The sequence below is a fragment of the Pseudomonas sp. GW821-FHT02A08 genome, assembly GCF_059422045.1.
On record NZ_JBWKWD010000010.1, the window covers coordinates 18,237 to 33,336 of the forward strand.

At 54.8% G+C, this 15,100-nt stretch carries 29 protein-coding genes; all 29 read left to right on the forward strand.

Annotated features, from left to right (window positions below; translation table 11 throughout):
* Positions 1 to 19 precede the first annotated feature (19 nt).
* The 29 genes from tuf (at position 20) to rplQ (ending at position 15,071) form a co-directional block, all read left to right on the forward strand.
* The gene (gene tuf, locus AC07W4_RS09705) at positions 20 to 1,213 is read left to right on the forward strand and encodes an elongation factor Tu (RefSeq protein ID WP_008053875.1); all 1,194 of its coding nucleotides are present in this window, start codon (positions 20 to 22) and stop codon (positions 1,211 to 1,213) included.
* A gap of 157 nt (positions 1,214 to 1,370) precedes the next feature.
* Positions 1,371 to 1,682 (forward strand): 30S ribosomal protein S10, encoded by a 312-nt coding sequence (rpsJ, locus tag AC07W4_RS09710; RefSeq protein WP_003186070.1) that lies wholly within the window; start codon positions 1,371 to 1,373, stop codon positions 1,680 to 1,682.
* 80 nt (positions 1,683 to 1,762) lie between these two features.
* Positions 1,763 to 2,398, forward strand: a complete 636-nt coding sequence (gene rplC / locus AC07W4_RS09715; protein ID WP_003186059.1) for a 50S ribosomal protein L3 — start codon at positions 1,763 to 1,765, stop codon at positions 2,396 to 2,398.
* Between the two features lie 12 nt (positions 2,399 to 2,410).
* Entirely contained in the window at positions 2,411 to 3,013 is a 603-nt protein-coding gene (gene rplD, locus AC07W4_RS09720; RefSeq protein ID WP_003228735.1) for a 50S ribosomal protein L4, read from the forward strand.
* Positions 3,010 to 3,309, forward strand: coding sequence for a 50S ribosomal protein L23 (gene rplW, locus AC07W4_RS09725; RefSeq protein WP_002555488.1), 300 nt, complete (start codon positions 3,010 to 3,012; stop codon positions 3,307 to 3,309). The genes rplD and rplW overlap by 4 nt, the downstream gene beginning before the upstream one ends.
* Positions 3,310 to 3,323: 14 nt before the next feature.
* Positions 3,324 to 4,148 carry a 50S ribosomal protein L2 gene (rplB, locus tag AC07W4_RS09730; RefSeq protein ID WP_008053874.1) on the forward strand — a complete coding sequence of 275 codons (825 nt, stop codon included), beginning with the start codon at positions 3,324 to 3,326 and terminating at the stop codon, positions 4,146 to 4,148.
* Between the two features lie 16 nt (positions 4,149 to 4,164).
* On the forward strand, positions 4,165 to 4,440 hold the full coding sequence (gene rpsS, locus AC07W4_RS09735; protein ID WP_002555486.1) for a 30S ribosomal protein S19: 276 nt from the start codon (positions 4,165 to 4,167) through the stop codon (positions 4,438 to 4,440).
* An 11-nt stretch (positions 4,441 to 4,451) separates the two neighbouring features.
* On the forward strand, positions 4,452 to 4,784 hold the full coding sequence (rplV, locus tag AC07W4_RS09740) for a 50S ribosomal protein L22 (RefSeq protein ID WP_003103908.1): 333 nt from the start codon (positions 4,452 to 4,454) through the stop codon (positions 4,782 to 4,784).
* A 13-nt stretch (positions 4,785 to 4,797) separates the two neighbouring features.
* Positions 4,798 to 5,484, forward strand: a complete 687-nt coding sequence (gene rpsC, locus AC07W4_RS09745) for a 30S ribosomal protein S3 (RefSeq protein ID WP_007970424.1) — start codon at positions 4,798 to 4,800, stop codon at positions 5,482 to 5,484.
* 12 nt (positions 5,485 to 5,496) lie between these two features.
* Positions 5,497 to 5,910, forward strand: a complete 414-nt coding sequence (rplP, locus tag AC07W4_RS09750) for a 50S ribosomal protein L16 (protein ID WP_003228729.1) — start codon at positions 5,497 to 5,499, stop codon at positions 5,908 to 5,910.
* Positions 5,910 to 6,101 carry a 50S ribosomal protein L29 gene (gene rpmC / locus AC07W4_RS09755; protein ID WP_002555481.1) on the forward strand — a complete coding sequence of 64 codons (192 nt, stop codon included), beginning with the start codon at positions 5,910 to 5,912 and terminating at the stop codon, positions 6,099 to 6,101. The genes rplP and rpmC overlap by 1 nt, the downstream gene beginning before the upstream one ends.
* Before the next feature lie 2 nt (positions 6,102 to 6,103).
* On the forward strand, positions 6,104 to 6,370 hold the full coding sequence (gene rpsQ, locus AC07W4_RS09760; RefSeq protein WP_003176419.1) for a 30S ribosomal protein S17: 267 nt from the start codon (positions 6,104 to 6,106) through the stop codon (positions 6,368 to 6,370).
* 23 nt (positions 6,371 to 6,393) lie between these two features.
* Complete coding sequence (gene rplN / locus AC07W4_RS09765) at positions 6,394 to 6,762, forward strand: 50S ribosomal protein L14 (protein ID WP_002555479.1); 369 nt, start codon at positions 6,394 to 6,396, stop codon at positions 6,760 to 6,762.
* 11 nt (positions 6,763 to 6,773) lie between these two features.
* Positions 6,774 to 7,088: a 50S ribosomal protein L24 gene (rplX, locus tag AC07W4_RS09770; RefSeq protein ID WP_003176416.1), complete on the forward strand. Its 315-nt coding sequence runs from the start codon at positions 6,774 to 6,776 to the stop codon at positions 7,086 to 7,088.
* A 22-nt stretch (positions 7,089 to 7,110) separates the two neighbouring features.
* Positions 7,111 to 7,650, forward strand: coding sequence for a 50S ribosomal protein L5 (rplE, locus tag AC07W4_RS09775; RefSeq protein WP_003210069.1), 540 nt, complete (start codon positions 7,111 to 7,113; stop codon positions 7,648 to 7,650).
* Positions 7,651 to 7,663: 13 nt separating this feature from the next.
* The gene (rpsN, locus tag AC07W4_RS09780) at positions 7,664 to 7,969 is read left to right on the forward strand and encodes a 30S ribosomal protein S14 (protein ID WP_003176414.1); all 306 of its coding nucleotides are present in this window, start codon (positions 7,664 to 7,666) and stop codon (positions 7,967 to 7,969) included.
* A 209-nt stretch (positions 7,970 to 8,178) separates the two neighbouring features.
* On the forward strand, positions 8,179 to 8,571 hold the full coding sequence (gene rpsH / locus AC07W4_RS09785) for a 30S ribosomal protein S8 (protein ID WP_003186040.1): 393 nt from the start codon (positions 8,179 to 8,181) through the stop codon (positions 8,569 to 8,571).
* Positions 8,572 to 8,583: 12 nt separating this feature from the next.
* Positions 8,584 to 9,117 carry a 50S ribosomal protein L6 gene (rplF, locus tag AC07W4_RS09790; protein WP_003176412.1) on the forward strand — a complete coding sequence of 178 codons (534 nt, stop codon included), beginning with the start codon at positions 8,584 to 8,586 and terminating at the stop codon, positions 9,115 to 9,117.
* 10 nt (positions 9,118 to 9,127) lie between these two features.
* Positions 9,128 to 9,478, forward strand: a complete 351-nt coding sequence (gene rplR / locus AC07W4_RS09795; RefSeq protein ID WP_003186037.1) for a 50S ribosomal protein L18 — start codon at positions 9,128 to 9,130, stop codon at positions 9,476 to 9,478.
* 3 nt (positions 9,479 to 9,481) lie between these two features.
* Positions 9,482 to 9,982: a 30S ribosomal protein S5 gene (rpsE, locus tag AC07W4_RS09800; RefSeq protein WP_003186035.1), complete on the forward strand. Its 501-nt coding sequence runs from the start codon at positions 9,482 to 9,484 to the stop codon at positions 9,980 to 9,982.
* A 2-nt stretch (positions 9,983 to 9,984) separates the two neighbouring features.
* Positions 9,985 to 10,161 (forward strand): 50S ribosomal protein L30, encoded by a 177-nt coding sequence (gene rpmD / locus AC07W4_RS09805; RefSeq protein WP_003176408.1) that lies wholly within the window; start codon positions 9,985 to 9,987, stop codon positions 10,159 to 10,161.
* 3 nt (positions 10,162 to 10,164) lie between these two features.
* Complete coding sequence (rplO, locus tag AC07W4_RS09810; RefSeq protein ID WP_003228720.1) at positions 10,165 to 10,602, forward strand: 50S ribosomal protein L15; 438 nt, start codon at positions 10,165 to 10,167, stop codon at positions 10,600 to 10,602.
* A complete protein-coding gene (gene secY / locus AC07W4_RS09815; RefSeq protein ID WP_003228718.1) occupies positions 10,603 to 11,931 on the forward strand; it encodes a preprotein translocase subunit SecY in 1,329 nt (442 codons plus the stop codon).
* Positions 11,932 to 11,955: 24 nt separating this feature from the next.
* Entirely contained in the window at positions 11,956 to 12,072 is a 117-nt protein-coding gene (gene rpmJ / locus AC07W4_RS09820) for a 50S ribosomal protein L36 (protein ID WP_002555468.1), read from the forward strand.
* Positions 12,073 to 12,202: 130 nt separating this feature from the next.
* Complete coding sequence (gene rpsM / locus AC07W4_RS09825) at positions 12,203 to 12,559, forward strand: 30S ribosomal protein S13 (protein ID WP_009045849.1); 357 nt, start codon at positions 12,203 to 12,205, stop codon at positions 12,557 to 12,559.
* A 30-nt stretch (positions 12,560 to 12,589) separates the two neighbouring features.
* Positions 12,590 to 12,979: a 30S ribosomal protein S11 gene (gene rpsK, locus AC07W4_RS09830; protein WP_002555466.1), complete on the forward strand. Its 390-nt coding sequence runs from the start codon at positions 12,590 to 12,592 to the stop codon at positions 12,977 to 12,979.
* A gap of 18 nt (positions 12,980 to 12,997) precedes the next feature.
* Positions 12,998 to 13,618: a 30S ribosomal protein S4 gene (rpsD, locus tag AC07W4_RS09835; RefSeq protein WP_003176404.1), complete on the forward strand. Its 621-nt coding sequence runs from the start codon at positions 12,998 to 13,000 to the stop codon at positions 13,616 to 13,618.
* 22 nt (positions 13,619 to 13,640) lie between these two features.
* Complete coding sequence (locus AC07W4_RS09840; RefSeq protein ID WP_007970428.1) at positions 13,641 to 14,642, forward strand: DNA-directed RNA polymerase subunit alpha; 1,002 nt, start codon at positions 13,641 to 13,643, stop codon at positions 14,640 to 14,642.
* A 42-nt stretch (positions 14,643 to 14,684) separates the two neighbouring features.
* On the forward strand, positions 14,685 to 15,071 hold the full coding sequence (gene rplQ, locus AC07W4_RS09845) for a 50S ribosomal protein L17 (RefSeq protein WP_007970429.1): 387 nt from the start codon (positions 14,685 to 14,687) through the stop codon (positions 15,069 to 15,071).
* Positions 15,072 to 15,100 lie beyond the last annotated feature (29 nt).

A 15,100-nucleotide genomic window follows, 5' to 3' on the forward strand; every position in this document is an offset into this window, starting at 1 on the left:
AGGCAAGGAGTTAATTGTCGTGGCTAAAGAAAAATTTGATCGTTCCCTACCGCACGTCAACGTTGGCACCATCGGTCACGTTGACCACGGTAAAACCACTCTGACCGCAGCTCTGACTCGCGTTTGCTCCGAAGTTTTCGGTTCCGCAATCGTTGATTTCGATAAAATCGACAGCGCTCCAGAAGAAAAAGCTCGTGGTATCACCATCAACACCGCGCACGTCGAGTACAACTCGAAGATCCGTCACTACGCTCACGTTGACTGCCCAGGTCACGCTGACTATGTGAAGAACATGATCACCGGTGCTGCCCAGATGGACGGCGCGATCCTGGTTTGCTCGGCCGCTGATGGTCCGATGCCACAAACCCGTGAGCACATCCTGCTGTCCCGTCAGGTAGGCGTTCCGTACATCGTGGTTTTCCTGAACAAGGCTGACCTGGTAGACGACGCTGAGCTGCTGGAACTGGTCGAGATGGAAGTTCGCGACCTGCTGTCCACCTACGACTTCCCGGGCGATGACACTCCAATCATCATCGGTTCGGCTCGTATGGCGCTGGAAGGCAAAGACGACAACGAAATGGGCACCACTGCCGTTCGTAAACTGGTTGAAACCCTGGACAGCTACATCCCGGAACCAGAGCGTGCTATCGACAAGCCATTCCTGATGCCAATCGAAGACGTATTCTCGATCTCGGGTCGTGGTACTGTTGTGACTGGTCGTATCGAGCGCGGTATCGTTCGCGTTCAAGATGCACTGGAAATCGTTGGTCTGCGTGACACCACCACCACCACCTGCACTGGTGTTGAAATGTTCCGCAAGCTGCTCGACGAAGGTCGTGCTGGCGAGAACTGCGGCGTTCTGCTGCGTGGTACCAAGCGTGACGACGTTGAGCGTGGCCAGGTTCTGGTTAAGCCAGGTTCGGTTAAGCCGCACACCAAGTTCACCGCAGAAGTTTACGTTCTGAGCAAGGAAGAAGGCGGTCGTCACACTCCGTTCTTCAAAGGCTACCGTCCACAGTTCTACTTCCGTACTACTGACGTGACTGGTAACTGCCAGCTGCCAGAAGGCGTTGAAATGGTAATGCCAGGTGATAACATCCAGATGGAAGTTACCCTGATCAAGACCATCGCAATGGAAGACGGCCTGCGTTTCGCTATCCGTGAAGGCGGTCGTACCGTCGGCGCTGGCGTCGTAGCCAAAATCATCGAGTAAGCATCTCTTTTGAGATAGCTTCGATGCTTTGAAAAGCCCCCGCTCAGCGGGGGCTTTTTTATTGGGTTGACACCCATCTGGGGCGTCTATAGAATTGCGCCTCCTTTTAACGGGCGTATTGCGCCCGGTGGGAATAGCAGCCGGAGTCTGAAATCCAATGCAAAATCAGCAAATCCGTATCAGGTTGAAGGCTTTCGACCATCGCCTGATCGACCAATCAACCCAGGAAATCGTGGAAACCGCGAAACGTACTGGTGCTCAAGTGCGTGGTCCAATTCCACTGCCTACCCGTAAAGAGCGGTTCACCGTTCTGGTCTCCCCGCACGTCAACAAAGACGCGCGTGACCAGTACGAGATCCGTACTCATAAGCGCGTTCTGGACATCGTCCAGCCAACGGATAAAACCGTTGATGCTCTTATGAAGCTTGATCTTGCGGCCGGTGTGGAAGTGCAGATCAGCCTCGGCTAAGACTCGGTCTTAGTCGTGTAACGCTCTGAAATGGGCGGCCATAGCGGGTGAAAGCCCCGTACACTCATGAGGTTTACAACATGACTATTGGTGTAGTCGGTCGTAAATGCGGTATGACCCGTATTTTCACCGAAGAAGGTGTCTCCATTCCGGTCACGGTCATTGAGATCGAGCCGAATCGCGTCACCCAGTTCAAAACTGAAGAGACCGATGGCTATCGTGCAGTGCAAGTCACTGTCGGCGAGCGTCGTGCTTCGCGTGTAACAGCAGCTCAGGCTGGCCACTTCGCTAAAGCGAACGTTGCCGCTGGTCGTACCGTAATGGAATTCCGCCTTGAAGAAGGCGAGTACCAGGCCGGCGATCTGATCAACGCTGAAATCTTCGCCGCTGGTCAACTGGTTGATGTAACCGGTCAGTCCAAGGGTAAAGGCTTCCAGGGTACGATCAAGCGTTGGAATTTCCGCGGGCAAGATAACACCCACGGTAACTCCGTATCCCACCGCGTTCCAGGCTCTATCGGCCAGTGCCAGACTCCTGGTCGTGTATTCAAGGGCAAAAAAATGTCCGGTCATATGGGCGCTGAGCGCGTGACCGTGCAGTCCCTCGAAGTAGTGCGCGTGGACGCTGAACGCAATCTGTTGTTGGTCAAGGGCGCTGTTCCTGGCGCTACTGGCGGCAACTTGGTTGTACGTCCAGCAGCCAAGGCTCGCGGTTAAGGGGAAGCTGACATGCAATTAAATGTAAATGACGCTCAAGCGATCGAAGTTTCCGAACTGACATTTGGCGGCGAATTCAACGAGACGCTGGTTCACCAAGCAGTCGTAGCCTACATGGCTGGCGGTCGTCAGGGTTCCAAGCAGCAAAAGACCCGTTCCGACGTTCGTGGTGGCGGTAAGCGCCCATGGCGTCAGAAAGGTACTGGCCGTGCTCGTGCCGGTACTATCCGTAGCCCAATCTGGCGTGGCGGCGGTACCACTTTCGCAGCTCGTCCTCAGGATCACTCCCAGAAGCTGAACAAGAAGATGTACCGCGCAGCAATGCGTTCCATCCTTGCTGAGCTGGTGCGTACTGATCGTCTGGTCGTGGTTCAGGATTTCGCCGTTGAAACGCCGAAAACCAAAGACCTGCTGGGCAAACTGAACAACATGAGCCTGACCGACGTTCTGATCGTGTCCGACGCTGTTGATCAGAACCTGTACCTGGCTGCTCGTAACCTGCCACACGTAGATGTACGTGACGTGCAAGGTTCCGATCCAGTTAGTCTGATCGCATACGACAAGGTGTTGATCACCGTGTCGGCCGTGAAGAAATTCGAGGAGCTGCTGGGATGAACCAGGAACGCGTATTTAAAGTTCTGCTTGGCCCGCACGTTTCCGAGAAGGCTACGGTTCTGGCAGACAAGAAAGGCCAGTTCGTTTTCAAGGTTGCTACCGACGCAACCAAGCTGGAAATCAAGAAGGCCGTCGAAAGCCTGTTCAGCGTGAAAGTAGAGCGTGTTACTACCCTGAATGTTCTGGGTAAGAGCAAGCGCACTGCTCGCGGTCTGGGCAAGCGTAATGACTGGAAGAAGGCAGTTATCTCCCTTCAGCCAGGCCAAGATCTCGATTTCAGCAGCAGTGCTGAGTAAGGAAGGGGTGCATCATGGCAATCGTTAAATGCAAACCGACTTCCCCTGGCCGCCGTTTTGTGGTCAAGGTGGTCAACCAGGAGCTGCATAAAGGCGCTCCTCACGCACCGCTGCTCGAGAAGAAATCGAAGTCTGGTGGTCGTAACAACAATGGCCGTATTACCACTCGTCACATCGGTGGTGGTCATAAGCAGCATTATCGTCTGGTCGACTTCCGTCGCAACGACAAAGATGGCATCTCTGCCACTGTCGAGCGTATCGAATACGATCCAAACCGTACTGCTCACATCGCTCTGCTGCTGTACGCAGATGGCGAGCGTCGCTACATCATCGCCCCTAAAGGCGTGAGCGCTGGCGACCAGCTGATCGCAGGTGCCCTGGCACCGATCAAGCCGGGCAACGCTCTGCAACTGCGCAACATTCCAGTTGGTAGCACCGTACACGGCATCGAATTGAAGCCAGGTAAAGGCGCTCAGATCGCTCGTTCCGCTGGTGCTTCGGCTCAGTTGATCGCTCGTGAAGGCGTGTACGTTACCCTGCGTCTGCGTTCCGGTGAAATGCGTAAAGTCCTGGCTGAATGCCGTGCGACCCTGGGCGAAGTCTCGAACTCCGAGCACAGCCTGCGTTCGCTGGGTAAAGCTGGTGCCAAACGCTGGCGTGGCGTTCGCCCAACCGTTCGTGGTGTTGCCATGAACCCGGTTGACCACCCACATGGTGGTGGTGAAGGTCGTACCTCTGGTGGTCGTCATCCGGTATCGCCATGGGGCTTCCCGACTAAGGGCGCGAAGACTCGTGGTAATAAGCGTACCGACAAAATGATCGTCCGTCGTCGCAAGTAAATAGAGGGATACGACAGTGCCACGTTCTCTGAAAAAAGGTCCTTTTATCGATCTTCACCTACTGAAGAAGATCGAAGTGGCGGCGGAAAAGAACGATCGCAAACCGGTGAAAACCTGGTCGCGTCGTTCGATGATCCTGCCACAAATGGTCGGTCTGACCATCGCAGTACACAACGGTCGTCAGCACGTCCCAGTTCTCGTGAACGAAGACATGGTCGGCCACAAACTGGGCGAGTTCGCCGGTACCCGCACTTATCGCGGGCACGTGGCAGACAAGAAAGCCAAGCGTTAAGGGGTTAGGAAATGGAAGTAGCCGCTAAGTTGTCGGGCGCTCGAATCTCCGCCCAGAAAGCCCGCTTGGTCGCCGACCAGATCCGCGGGAAGAAGGTGGGCGAAGCGCTCAACCTGTTGGCTTTCAGCAGTAAGAAAGCCGCCGAGATCATGAAGAAAGTGCTGGAGTCGGCCGTAGCCAACGCCGAGCATAACGAAGGCGCAGACGTTGATGACCTGAAGGTCAGCACTGTTTTCGTCAACGAAGGGCGTTCGCTGAAGCGCATCATGCCACGTGCCAAAGGCCGTGCTGATCGCATCGTCAAGCGGTCTTGCCATATCACTGTCAAGGTTGCTGACAAGTAACGGAGTCGAAGAGATGGGTCAGAAAGTACATCCCATTGGCATTCGCCTGGGAATCGTCAAGGAGCACACCTCCGTCTGGTACGCAGACGGTCGGACTTATGCGGACTATTTGCTCGCAGATCTGAATGTGCGTGAGTACCTCCAAGACAAACTAAAAAGCGCGTCCGTAAGCCGTATCGATATCCATCGTCCGGCCCAAACTGCACGCATCACCATCCACACCGCTCGTCCAGGTATCGTTATCGGGAAGAAAGGTGAAGATGTTGAGAAACTGCGTCAGGACCTGACCAAGCAAATGGGTGTGCCTGTGCACATCAATATCGAAGAGATCCGTAAGCCGGAGCTCGACGGTATGCTGGTTGCGCAGAGCGTAGCTCAGCAGCTGGAGCGTCGCGTAATGTTCCGTCGCGCTATGAAGCGCGCCGTACAGAACGCCATGCGCATTGGTGCCAAAGGCATCAAAATCCAAGTGAGCGGTCGTCTCGGCGGTGCTGAAATTGCACGTACTGAATGGTATCGCGAAGGTCGTGTGCCATTGCACACCCTGCGTGCCGACATCGACTATGCCAACTACGAAGCTCACACCACTTACGGTGTGATCGGTGTAAAGGTTTGGATCTTCAAAGGCGAAGTAATTGGTGGTCGCCAAGAAGAACTGAAACCACAAGCACCAGCGCCTCGTAAAAAAGCTGCTAAGTAAGGGGTACGCCAAATGTTGCAACCAAAGCGTACGAAGTTCCGCAAGCAAATGACTGGTCACAACCGTGGCCTGGCATTGCGCGGTAGCAAAGTCAGCTTCGGCGAGTTCGCGCTGAAGTCTGTTGCTCGTGGTCGTCTCACCGCTCGTCAGATCGAGTCAGCGCGTCGTGCTCTGACCCGTCACGTAAAACGTGGCGGCAAGATCTGGATCCGTGTATTCCCGGACAAGCCTATTTCCAAGAAGCCACTCGAAGTTCGGATGGGTAAAGGTAAGGGTAACGTCGAATACTGGGTTGCCCAGATTCAGCCAGGCAAAGTCCTGTATGAAATCGAGGGTGTTTCTGAAGAGCTGGCGCGTGAGGCTTTCGCCCTGGCTGCTGCAAAGCTGCCGCTCGCCACCTCCTTTGTTAAACGGACGGTGATGTGATGAAAGCGAATGAACTTCGTGAAAAATCCGCACAGCAGCTGAACGAGCAACTGCTCGGCTTGCTGCGCGACCAGTTCAATCTGCGTATGCAGAAAGCAACTGGCCAGTTGGGGCAGTCTCATCTGCTCTCGCAAGTTAAGCGTGACATCGCTCGCGTGAAGACTGTGCTCAACCAGCAGGCAGGTAAGTAATCATGGCTGAAGCCGAAAAAACTGTCCGTACGCTGACTGGCCGTGTTGTCAGCGACAAGATGGACAAAACCATCACCGTTCTGATCGAGCGTCGCGTTAAGCACCCGATCTACGGTAAATACGTTAAGCGTTCGACTAAGCTGCACGCGCACGACGAAACCAATCAGTGCCACATCGGCGACAAAGTCACTATTCGTGAAACTCGTCCTTTGGCCAAGACCAAGTCTTGGGCGCTGGTTGATGTTCTCGAACGCGCTGTGGAAGTCTAAGGACTAGGGGTCGGAGAAATTATATGATTCAGACTCAATCCATGCTCGATGTGGCCGATAACAGCGGCGCTCGCCGCGTTATGTGCATCAAGGTGCTGGGTGGCTCCCATCGTCGTTACGCTGGTATCGGTGACATCATCAAAGTTACCGTCAAGGAAGCAATTCCTCGCGGTAAAGTGAAAAAAGGCCAAGTGATGACTGCTGTTGTAGTCCGCACTCGTCACGGCGTACGTCGTGCTGATGGCTCCATTATCCGCTTTGATGGCAACGCTGCTGTTCTGTTGAACAACAAGCAAGAGCCGATCGGCACCCGTATCTTTGGGCCAGTGACCCGTGAACTTCGTACTGAGAAGTTCATGAAGATCGTCTCGCTCGCCCCAGAAGTGCTGTAAGGAGATCCGACATGCAAAAGATTCGTCGTGACGACGAGATCATCGTGATCGCCGGCAAAGACAAAGGTAAGCGCGGTAAGGTGCTTAAGGTTCTCGCTAACAACCGTTTGGTTATTGGTGGTCTGAACCTGGTCAAGCGTCATACCAAGCCTAACCCGATGTCGGGCGTGCAGGGCGGTATCGTCGAAAAAGAAGCTCCACTGGATGCTTCTAACGTCGCCATTTTCAACGGCGAAACCAACAAGGCTGACCGCGTTGGTTTCAAAGTAGAAGACGGCAAGAAAATTCGTGTCTTCAAGTCGACCCAAAAAGCGGTTGATGCTTGAACACTGCTAGGTAGATGAGACCATGGCACGACTAAAAGAGATTTACCGGAAGGAAATTGCTCCGAAACTTAAGGAAGAACTTAAGCTTTCGAACGTGATGGAAGTTCCGCGCGTTACCAAAATCACCCTGAACATGGGTCTGGGCGAAGCGATCGGCGACAAAAAAGTCATCGAGCACGCTGTTGCTGACCTGGAAAAGATCACCGGCCAGAAAGTCGTTGTGACCTACGCTCGCAAATCCATCGCTGGCTTTAAAGTCCGTGAAGGTTGGCCGATCGGCGTCAAAGTGACCCTGCGCCGTGAGCGTATGTACGAGTTCCTGGATCGTCTGCTGTCGATCTCCCTGCCTCGGGTTCGCGACTTCCGCGGCCTGAATGCCAAGTCCTTCGATGGTCGTGGCAACTACAGCATGGGCGTGAAAGAGCAGATCATCTTCCCGGAAATCGACTACGACAAGATCGATGCTCTCCGCGGTCTGGACATCACCCTGACCACCACTGCCAAGAACGATGATGAAGGCCGCGCTCTGCTGCGTGCGTTCAAATTCCCGTTCCGCAACTGATTGGAGTAGGACCATGGCCAAGATGAGCATGAAAAACCGCGAGCTGAAGCGTCAGCTCACGGTTGCCAAGTACGCCAAGAAGCGTGCAGCACTGAAAGCTATCATCGTTGATCTGAACGCAAGTCCAGAAGCGCGTTGGGAAGCTACAGTAGCCCTGCAGAAGCAGCCACGTGACGCAAGCGCTTCGCGCATGCGTAACCGCTGCCGCCTGACCGGTCGTCCACACGGCGTTTACCGCAAGTTCGGCCTCGGCCGTAACAAGCTGCGTGAAGCTGCCATGCGTGGTGACGTACCGGGTCTGGTTAAAGCCAGCTGGTAAGTACTGTCAAAGTCTCGGTGTCCAGGATCGCAAGATCCTGACCACCGGTGGCCTTGAATCTGGATCAAGCCCCTTTTGGGGCTTGATTCATTTCTGGGGTGTGTCTAGAATACCCGGCTCGCCTGAGCCCGTGTTTTTCATGCTCGGAGATTCTCGGCGACACGTAATAGCCGCAAGGCTAATTTTTTTGTATTAGGAGCGTCTAGCCCATGAGTATGCAGGACCCGTTAGCGGACATGCTAACTCGTATCCGTAATGCCCAGATGGCTGAAAAGTCCGTCGTAAGCATGCCATCTTCCACGTTGAAGGTAGCTGTTGCCAAAGTCCTGAAGGACGAAGGTTACATTGCGGGTTATCAGATCAGCAGCGAAATCAAACCACTGCTGTCCATCGAGCTGAAGTACTTCGAAGGCCGTCCGGTTATCGAAGAAGTGAAGCGCGTTAGCCGTCCAGGCCTGCGTCAGTACAAGTCCGTCGATGATCTGCCAAAAGTTCGTGGCGGTCTCGGTGTGTCTATCGTCTCCACCAACAAGGGTGTGATGACTGATCGTGCTGCGCGCGCTGCCGGTGTCGGCGGCGAAGTTCTTTGCACTGTGTTCTAAGGGGGGATAAGCATGTCTCGCGTCGCTAAGAACCCCGTTAAGCTGCCAGCCGGTGTCGAAGTAAAATTCGCAGGCCAACAGCTTTCGGTGAAGGGTGCCAAGGGCACTCTCGAACTGAACATCCACTCGTCCGTTGAGATCGTTGAAGAAGCCGGTGAGCTGCGTTTCGCTGCTCGCAATGGCGATCAACAGACTCGCGCGATGGCTGGTACCACTCGTGCGTTGGTAAACAACATGGTCCAGGGCGTAAGCCAAGGCTTCGAGCGCAAGCTCCAGCTGGTCGGTGTTGGTTACAAAGCGCAAGCAAAAGGCACAGTGCTGAACCTGGCTCTTGGCTTCTCGCACCCAGTGGATTACGAACTGCCGGAAGGCATCACCGCTGAGACTCCTAGCCAGACCGATATCCTGATCAAGGGCATCGACAAGCAGCTGGTAGGTCAAGTGGCCGCCGAGATCCGCGACTTCCGTCCACCAGAGCCGTACAAAGGCAAAGGTGTGCGCTACGCGGACGAAGTCGTCCGTCGTAAAGAAGCCAAGAAGAAGTAGGGCATAGCAAATGACCGACAAAAAAGTTACTCGACTGCGTCGCGCTCGCAAAGCACGCCTGAAAATGCACGAACTCGAAGTCGTGCGTCTCTGCGTGTTCCGCTCTTCGCAGCACATCTACGCCCAGGTCATTTCGGCCGACGGCAACAAAGTCCTGGCAAGCGCCTCGACTTTGGATAAAGAACTGCGTGATGGTGCCACCGGCAACATCGACGCGGCCACTAAGGTTGGCCAGCTGGTCGCTACGCGTGCTAAAGCCGCTGGCGTCTCGCAGGTGGCTTTCGACCGCTCTGGCTTCAAGTACCACGGCCGCGTCAAGGCGCTGGCTGATGCTGCTCGTGAAGCTGGGCTGGAGTTCTAAGTTATGTCAAATAACGACCAAAAGCGCGACGAAGGCTACATCGAGAAGCTGGTTCAAGTTAACCGCGTAGCCAAAACCGTTAAAGGCGGCCGTATCTTCACTTTCACCGCGTTGACCGTGGTTGGTGATGGTAAGGGCCGTGTTGGCTTCGGCCGTGGCAAGTCGCGTGAAGTGCCTGCTGCGATCCAGAAGGCAATGGAAGCTGCTCGCCGCAACATGATCCAGGTTGATCTGAACGGCACCACTCTGCAGTACGCAATGAAGTCCGCTCACGGCGCTTCGAAGGTGTACATGCAGCCTGCTTCTGAAGGTACCGGTATCATCGCTGGCGGCGCTATGCGTGCTGTCCTCGAAGTTGCTGGCGTTCAGAACGTTCTGGCCAAGTGCTACGGCTCGACTAACCCGGTAAACGTGGTTCACGCCACTTTCAAGGGTTTGAAAGCAATGCAGTCTCCTGAATCCATTGCCGCCAAGCGTGGCAAAAGCGTCAAGGAGATCTTCTGATCATGGCTACCGTAAAAGTAACGCTGATCAAAAGCATGACCGGCCGCATCCCTAACCACAAACTGTGTGTTAAGGGTCTGGGTCTGCGTCGCATCGGTCACACTGTAGAAGTCCAGGATACTCCCGAGAATCGCGGGATGATCAACAAGGCTTACTACATGCTGCGTGTCGAGGGTTAATCGATGAAACTCAATGATCTGAGTCCAGCGCCGGGTTCCCGTCGCGAAAAGCATCGTCCGGGCCGTGGTATCGGTAGCGGTTTGGGTAAGACTGGTGGCCGTGGTCACAAAGGTCAGACCTCCCGCTCCGGTGGCACCATTGCTCCAGGCTTTGAAGGCGGTCAACAGCCGCTGCATCGTCGCCTGCCGAAGTTCGGTTTCGTTTCCCTGAAGGCCATGGACCGCGCAGAAGTGCGTCTGTCCGAGCTGGCTAAAGTGGAAGGCGACATCGTCACCGTGCAGTCCCTGAAAGATGCCAACGTGATCAACGTCAACGTACAGCGTGTGAAAATCATGCTGTCCGGTGAAGTGACTCGCGCTGTCACTATCGGCAAGGGAATCGGCGCCACCAAAGGTGCGCGTGCGGCTATCGAAGCAGCTGGCGGCAAGTTCGAGGAATAAATGGCTAAGCAAGGTGCTCTCTCTGCGCTCGGCAAAGGCGGTATGTCTGAACTCTGGGCTCGTCTGCGTTTTCTGTTCCTGGCGATTATCGTCTACCGAATAGGCGCACACATCCCGGTTCCAGGTATCAACCCGGACCGACTCGCGGACCTGTTTCGACAGAATGAGGGGACCATTCTTAGCTTGTTCAACATGTTTTCCGGCGGCGCGCTGGAACGGATGAGCATCTTTGCACTGGGGATCATGCCGTACATCTCGGCATCGATCATCATGCAGCTGATGACCGCCGTCAGCCCGCAGCTGGAGCAGTTGAAGAAGGAAGGTGAAGCTGGCCGTCGCAAGATCAGCCAGTACACCCGCTACGGCACTGTCGTCCTCGCTCTCGTCCAGGCCATTGGCATGTCCATTGGTCTGGCGGGGCAGGGCGTTGCGTTCACTGGTGACTTTGGCTTCCATTTCGTCGCGGTATCCACGTTTGTGGCTGGTGCGATGTTCATGATGTGGCTGGGTGAGCAGATTACTGAGCGTGGTGTTGGCAACGGTATCTCGATGTTGATTTTTTCGGGTATCGTCGCCGGTCTTCCGAGAGCGATCGGGCAGTCTTTCGAGTCTGCACGTCAGGGTGATATCAACATCTTCGCCCTGGTTGCCATCGGTTTGCTGGCAGTAGCGATTATCGGTTTCGTGGTGTTCATTGAGCGTGGTCAGCGTCGTATTGCTGTTCACTACGCCAAGCGTCAGCAGGGCCGCAAGGTCTTCGCTGCGCAGACCAGCCACTTGCCGCTGAAGGTGAACATGGCCGGTGTTATTCCGGCTATTTTCGCGAGCAGCATTTTGCTGTTCCCGGCTTCGTTGGGTGCCTGGTTCGGTCAGTCTGAAGGTATGGGCTGGTTGCAGGACATCTCGCAGTCGATCGCTCCTGGTCAGCCGTTGAATATTCTGCTGTTTAGTGCAGGGATTATTTTCTTCTGCTTCTTCTATACGGCGTTGATGTTCAATCCGAAAGACGTAGCGGAAAACCTGAAGAAGTCCGGTGCCTTTATTCCGGGCATCCGTCCAGGTGAGCAGTCTGCGCGCTACATTGATGGCGTTCTGACTCGCTTGACCATGTTCGGTGCTCTTTACATGACGGCCGTCTGCCTGTTGCCCCAGTTCCTGGTGGTTGCAGCCAACGTACCGTTCTACCTTGGCGGGACCTCGTTGCTGATCGTCGTCGTGGTTGTGATGGACTTCATGTCCCAAGTACAATCGCACCTCGTTTCGCACCAGTACGAATCCCTGATGAAGAAAGCCAACCTGAAGGGTTACGGCAGCGGCATGCTGCGCTGACCCATAAGGTTCGAGGAGTTGGTGATGAAAGTTCGTGCATCGGTGAAAAAGCTGTGCCGTAACTGCAAGATTATTCGCCGCGAAGGTGTTGTTCGAGTAATTTGCAGCGCGGAACCGCGTCACAAACAGCGCCAAGGCTGAGTGTGATTGTGCTTCAAGCCCGGTAGCTAGTGCGCTACCGGGTTGATTATTTGTTATTACAGCGATATTATCTCGCGCCCTATTTCTTGGCTTCCGGGGCGTAGGTAGCTGTCAATTGGAGTCCCACTGAATGGCCCGTATTGCAGGCGTTAACATTCCAGATAACAAGCATACTGTTATCTCGCTGACCTACATCTATGGTGTTGGTCGCACTACTGCACAGAAAATTTGTGCAGAGACTGGGGTAAACCCAGCAGCAAAGATCAAAGATCTGAGCGACGAGCAGATTGAACAGCTGCGTGGCGAAGTGGCGAAGTTCACCACTGAAGGTGACCTGCGTCGCGAAATCAACATGAAAATCAAGCGCTTGATGGACCTCGGTTGCTATCGCGGTCTGCGTCATCGTCGCGGTCTTCCAGTACGCGGTCAGCGTACCAAGACCAACGCGCGTACCCGTAAAGGTCCGCGTAAGCCGATCCGCAAGTAATCGCCCCAGCGAATCGACAGGAATTTAATCATGGCAAAACCTGCTGCTCGTCCTCGTAAAAAAGTTAAAAAGACAGTGGTTGATGGCATCGCCCACATCCATGCATCTTTTAACAACACCATCGTGACCATCACCGACCGTCAAGGTAACGCTCTTTCCTGGGCTACCTCCGGTGGTTCGGGTTTCCGCGGTTCCCGCAAGTCCACCCCGTTTGCTGCTCAAGTAGCTGCTGAACGTGCTGGTCAAGCTGCGCTGGAATACGGCCTGAAAAACCTCGACGTCAACGTCAAAGGTCCAGGTCCAGGTCGTGAATCCGCAGTCCGCGCTTTGAACGGCTGTGGCTACAAGATCGCCAGCATCACCGACGTGACGCCAATCCCGCACAACGGGTGCCGTCCGCCGAAGAAGCGCCGCGTGTAATCCAGGAGATTGTAAAGAATGGCTCGTTACATTGGTCCAAAATGCAAACTCGCTCGTCGCGAAGGCACCGATCTCTTCCTGAAGAGCGGCGTGCGCGCGATCGAATCGAAGTGCAACATTGAAGCAGCACCTGGTATCCACGGCCAACGCCGCGGTCGCCAGTCCGACTACGGCACCCAACTGCGTGAAAAGCAGAAGGTCCGTCGTATCTACGGCGTTCTCGAGCGTCAGTTCAGCGGCTACTACAAAGAAGCTGCTGGCAAGAAAGGTGCAACCGGTGAAAACCTGCTGCAACTGCTCGAATGCCGTCTGGACAACGTTGTATACCGTATGGGCTTTGGTTCGACTCGTGCCGAATCCCGTCAGCTGGTATCGCACAAGTCGATCAGCGTAAACGGTCAGACCGTTAACGTTCCGTCCTACCAGGTTCGTGCTGGTGACGTGGTTGCTGTTCGCGAGAAAGCAAAAAATCAACTTCGCATTGTCCAAGCTCTCGATCTGTGTGCCCAACGTGGCCGCGTAGAATGGGTAGAAGTAGACACTGAGAAGAAGTCGGGCGTTTTCAAGAACGTTCCAGCTCGCAGTGATCTGTCCGCCGACATCAACGAAAGCCTGATTGTCGAGCTCTACTCCAAGTAAGGGCTAGAAAATAGGTGCATCCATGCAGATTTCGGTAAATGAGTTCCTGACACCCCGCCACATTGATGTGCAGGTTGTCAGTCCAACCCGCGCCAAGATCACTCTCGAGCCTCTCGAGCGTGGTTTCGGCCATACCCTGGGCAACGCGCTGCGCCGCATCCTGTTGTCCTCAATGCCCGGCTGTGCAGTAGTCGAGGCCGAGATTGACGGTGTGCTCCACGAGTACAGCGCCATCGAAGGTGTACAGGAAGACGTAATTGAAATCCTGTTGAACCTTAAAGGTCTGGCTATCAAGCTGCACGGTCGTGACGAAGTTACGCTGACCTTGTCGAAGAAGGGTTCGGGGGTGGTTACCGCTGCCGATATTCAGCTGGATCATGATGTCGAGATCGTTAATCCCGATCACGTAATCGCTAACCTGGCGTCTAACGGCGCCCTGAACATGAAGCTCGTAGTAGCTCGTGGTCGTGGTTATGAACCGGCAGATTCGCGTCAGAGCGATGAAGACGAAAGCCGCAGCATCGGTCGCTTGCAGCTTGACTCTTCGTTCAGCCCGGTTCGCCGTATCGCATACGTGGTGGAAAACGCCCGTGTCGAGCAGCGTACTAACCTGGACAAGCTGGTTATTGATCTGGAAACCAACGGTACTCTGGATCCTGAAGAGGCAATTCGCCGCGCTGCAACCATCCTGCAACAGCAGTTGGCTGCGTTCGTCGACCTCAAGGGTGACAGTGAGCCAGTGGTTGTCGAGCAGGAAGACGAGATCGATCCGATCCTGCTTCGCCCGGTTGACGATCTGGAACTGACTGTACGTTCGGCTAACTGCCTTAAGGCGGAAAACATCTACTACATCGGCGACCTGATTCAGCGTACCGAAGTAGAGCTGTTGAAGACTCCGAACCTGGGTAAGAAATCCTTGACTGAAATCAAGGACGTTCTGGCCTCCCGCGGTCTGTCCCTCGGCATGCGCCTCGACAACTGGCCGCCTGCAAGTCTTAAGAAGGACGACAAGGCGACTGCCTGATCGTCGTAATCACCGAACGTAGTGTTTGGTAAGGAATGAACCATGCGTCATCGTAAAAGTGGTCGTCACCTGAGCCGCACCAGCTCGCACCGCAAGGCCATGTTCCAAAACATGGCGGTGTCGCTGTTCGAGCACGAGCTGATCAAAACTACTCTGCCAAAAGCTAAAGAACTGCGCCGCGTTGCCGAGCCGCTGATCACTTTGGCCAAGACAGATAGCGTTGCTAACCGCCGTCTGGCTTTCGACCGTACTCGTTCGAAAGCTATCGTTGGTAAGCTCTTCAACGACCTGGGCAAGCGTTACGCTACCCGTGAGGGTGGCTACCTGCGCATCCTCAAGTGCGGTTTCCGCGCTGGCGACAACGCGCCTATGGCGTACGTCGAGTTGGTTGATCGTGCTACTGCTGGCGAAGCTGTATCTGCCGAGTAAGACGTCAGTCTGAAACAAAGAACCGGGCC

Excerpts from the sequence above, each read along its gene's own strand:
- rpsJ (WP_003186070.1), top strand. The coding sequence starts at position 1,371 with ATGCAAAATCAGCAAATCCGTATCAGGTTGAAGGCTTTCGACCATCGC.
- rplC (WP_003186059.1), top strand. The coding sequence starts at position 1,763 with ATGACTATTGGTGTAGTCGGTCGTAAATGCGGTATGACCCGTATTTTC.
- rplD (WP_003228735.1), top strand. The coding sequence starts at position 2,411 with ATGCAATTAAATGTAAATGACGCTCAAGCGATCGAAGTTTCCGAACTG.
- rplW (WP_002555488.1), top strand. The coding sequence starts at position 3,010 with ATGAACCAGGAACGCGTATTTAAAGTTCTGCTTGGCCCGCACGTTTCC.
- rplB (WP_008053874.1), top strand. The coding sequence starts at position 3,324 with ATGGCAATCGTTAAATGCAAACCGACTTCCCCTGGCCGCCGTTTTGTG.
- rplV (WP_003103908.1), top strand. The coding sequence starts at position 4,452 with ATGGAAGTAGCCGCTAAGTTGTCGGGCGCTCGAATCTCCGCCCAGAAA.
- rpsC (WP_007970424.1), top strand. The coding sequence starts at position 4,798 with ATGGGTCAGAAAGTACATCCCATTGGCATTCGCCTGGGAATCGTCAAG.
- rplP (WP_003228729.1), top strand. The coding sequence starts at position 5,497 with ATGTTGCAACCAAAGCGTACGAAGTTCCGCAAGCAAATGACTGGTCAC.
- rpmC (WP_002555481.1), top strand. The coding sequence starts at position 5,910 with ATGAAAGCGAATGAACTTCGTGAAAAATCCGCACAGCAGCTGAACGAG.
- rpsQ (WP_003176419.1), top strand. The coding sequence starts at position 6,104 with ATGGCTGAAGCCGAAAAAACTGTCCGTACGCTGACTGGCCGTGTTGTC.
- rplN (WP_002555479.1), top strand. The coding sequence starts at position 6,394 with ATGATTCAGACTCAATCCATGCTCGATGTGGCCGATAACAGCGGCGCT.
- rplX (WP_003176416.1), top strand. The coding sequence starts at position 6,774 with ATGCAAAAGATTCGTCGTGACGACGAGATCATCGTGATCGCCGGCAAA.
- rplE (WP_003210069.1), top strand. The coding sequence starts at position 7,111 with ATGGCACGACTAAAAGAGATTTACCGGAAGGAAATTGCTCCGAAACTT.
- rpsN (WP_003176414.1), top strand. The coding sequence starts at position 7,664 with ATGGCCAAGATGAGCATGAAAAACCGCGAGCTGAAGCGTCAGCTCACG.
- rpsH (WP_003186040.1), top strand. The coding sequence starts at position 8,179 with ATGAGTATGCAGGACCCGTTAGCGGACATGCTAACTCGTATCCGTAAT.
- rplF (WP_003176412.1), top strand. The coding sequence starts at position 8,584 with ATGTCTCGCGTCGCTAAGAACCCCGTTAAGCTGCCAGCCGGTGTCGAA.
- rplR (WP_003186037.1), top strand. The coding sequence starts at position 9,128 with ATGACCGACAAAAAAGTTACTCGACTGCGTCGCGCTCGCAAAGCACGC.
- rpsE (WP_003186035.1), top strand. The coding sequence starts at position 9,482 with ATGTCAAATAACGACCAAAAGCGCGACGAAGGCTACATCGAGAAGCTG.
- rpmD (WP_003176408.1), top strand. The coding sequence starts at position 9,985 with ATGGCTACCGTAAAAGTAACGCTGATCAAAAGCATGACCGGCCGCATC.
- rplO (WP_003228720.1), top strand. The coding sequence starts at position 10,165 with ATGAAACTCAATGATCTGAGTCCAGCGCCGGGTTCCCGTCGCGAAAAG.
- secY (WP_003228718.1), top strand. The coding sequence starts at position 10,603 with ATGGCTAAGCAAGGTGCTCTCTCTGCGCTCGGCAAAGGCGGTATGTCT.
- rpmJ (WP_002555468.1), top strand. The coding sequence starts at position 11,956 with ATGAAAGTTCGTGCATCGGTGAAAAAGCTGTGCCGTAACTGCAAGATT.
- rpsM (WP_009045849.1), top strand. The coding sequence starts at position 12,203 with ATGGCCCGTATTGCAGGCGTTAACATTCCAGATAACAAGCATACTGTT.
- rpsK (WP_002555466.1), top strand. The coding sequence starts at position 12,590 with ATGGCAAAACCTGCTGCTCGTCCTCGTAAAAAAGTTAAAAAGACAGTG.
- rpsD (WP_003176404.1), top strand. The coding sequence starts at position 12,998 with ATGGCTCGTTACATTGGTCCAAAATGCAAACTCGCTCGTCGCGAAGGC.
- AC07W4_RS09840 (WP_007970428.1), top strand. The coding sequence starts at position 13,641 with ATGCAGATTTCGGTAAATGAGTTCCTGACACCCCGCCACATTGATGTG.
- rplQ (WP_007970429.1), top strand. The coding sequence starts at position 14,685 with ATGCGTCATCGTAAAAGTGGTCGTCACCTGAGCCGCACCAGCTCGCAC.